Here is a 1,712-nt window from a genome sequence, read left to right as displayed (position 1 = left end):
CCAACGGTTGGTTTTAGCGGCAGCGGCGGGACAGGCAAGACTCTTTTGCCCAAACTCAACTCCGCAGCCTCGCGGCGCATACCTGCAGCGGCAAAGCCGCTGTCCGCTGCAAACGGTGTTAGCCGCCTTTCTGTTGAAACACAACTCTATCTACCAAAAATCGACTCAATATCTCTTCATCGTAATCAAGCATATACTTTGGCGGGCGGGGCTTGCCGTTGCTGTTTCTTCCCTGATGGTGAATACCCAACAGCGAAATGTTTTCAGGGGTAATGGCGAGAAACAAAATTTCTTGCAGTTCGGCTCTGGTCTTTCGATACCGAGATACGCTGGTTCTTTGCTCTCTTTCCAACTGGTATTTGGATTTGCCGCCTTTTAACTCTTCATGCCAGCGCTGAAAAGACCTGTCAGTGTCATTATATTCGACATCACACAACCCAATTATCAAACCATGAGTGCCATACTTTTTAATGCTCCAGTCCATTGCTTCTGTGTCGTTCAAAATAGAACGATGGTCATCTGATTTTATGGCTTTGGCTTTCAAGTCCCAATTGATGGAGCGTTTCAAGTCAAAACATGAAGTAGCGGCTGAACCGTACTCATCGCCAGGGATGGAAAATTCACTTGTCAGCCGCCTGTAGCATAGCAGTTCAAAGTAAAATCCCCACCATTCCATCTGTCGCCAGTTAAAGTCCGCTTCTTTCATTTCCAAGACACTTGCTTTTCCATCCCACCTGATTGGCAAATCTGACAGCAGGCGTTTGGCGATTTTTACGTCATCTTTATATGACATTCGGTTTGCTCCTAAAACATGCTAACCTGATTGGCTTGCGCTTCAATTTGGAGGCGCTTTCGGGCAATGTCACAGTATTCTTCACTGATTTCAATTCCAACAAACTGCCTGTTGTTTAATTTTGCCTGCACACAGGTTGTGCCGCTTCCGCACATGGGGTCAAGCACAATATCATTGGGTTCTGAAAAACATAAAATTAAATCGCTTGCTAATTTATCTGGAAAAGTTGCTGGATGCTGAAGTTTGAGCCGATTTCCTTCCGTGTTGCTTGTAGAATACTCCCAAACTGTTCCCCGACATTTCATCGGGTTTACAGCCTTTGGTTCAATTTTCTTGAAACCGCCATTCGTTAATCTATCCGTCCCCGAATAGATTTTTCCAGCATGTTTGCTGGGAACCATCAGATGTTCTTTGTGAAAAGATTTTGGACGGTCTCCTTTGAAAAACATCAAAATATACTCGTGGTCAACCCGAAAACGCTGATTCCACCATGCGCCAGGGTTGCCATCACGCTTATAAATGACGCTCTCAAAGAGTTTCCAGCCAATATTATCAACCCAATTGACAGCCAGCCGAAAAGACGTAAGCGATTTGGCAAAATTTTTTGTTCCATCGCCAATCACAACGACAGCCACTCCGTCATCTTTGGTTACTCTAAAAAGATGCCTGCCTAATTCAACAAAGTCAAAAGTCCAATTATTTTTATAATCTCGAATACCGTCATAAGGGGGAGAGAATACGGTTAAGTCTATCGAATTGTCATCAAAGAAAGAAAGTTCCTTGAGGCAATCGGCTTGGATAATTTGATTCAATCTGGCTGAAGTGGATTTCTCTACGGTCACAGGATACTCCATACGTCTCAAAATTGTGTGTCCACTTCAAAATTATACTTGACTTGCCGAAAGCGGGCGGCTAACGG

General features: G+C 44.3%; 2 protein-coding genes. Both read right to left on the bottom strand.

Translation table 11 applies throughout. The features are described from left to right. Positions 1-118: 118 nt before the first annotated feature. A complete protein-coding gene (locus AB1555_20065; GenBank protein ID MEW6248974.1) occupies positions 119-793 on the bottom strand; it encodes a hypothetical protein in 675 nt (224 codons plus the stop codon). Positions 794-804: 11 nt separating this feature from the next. After that, the gene (locus AB1555_20060; protein MEW6248973.1) at positions 805-1,635 is read right to left on the bottom strand and encodes a site-specific DNA-methyltransferase; all 831 of its coding nucleotides are present in this window, start codon (positions 1,633-1,635) and stop codon (positions 805-807) included. Between the last annotated feature and the right edge of the window lie 77 nt (positions 1,636-1,712).

This window comes from Nitrospirota bacterium (assembly GCA_040755395.1).
GTDB lineage: Bacteria > Nitrospirota > Nitrospiria > Nitrospirales > Nitrospiraceae > DATLZU01.
This window is presented reverse-complemented; position numbering and strand designations above follow the sequence as displayed.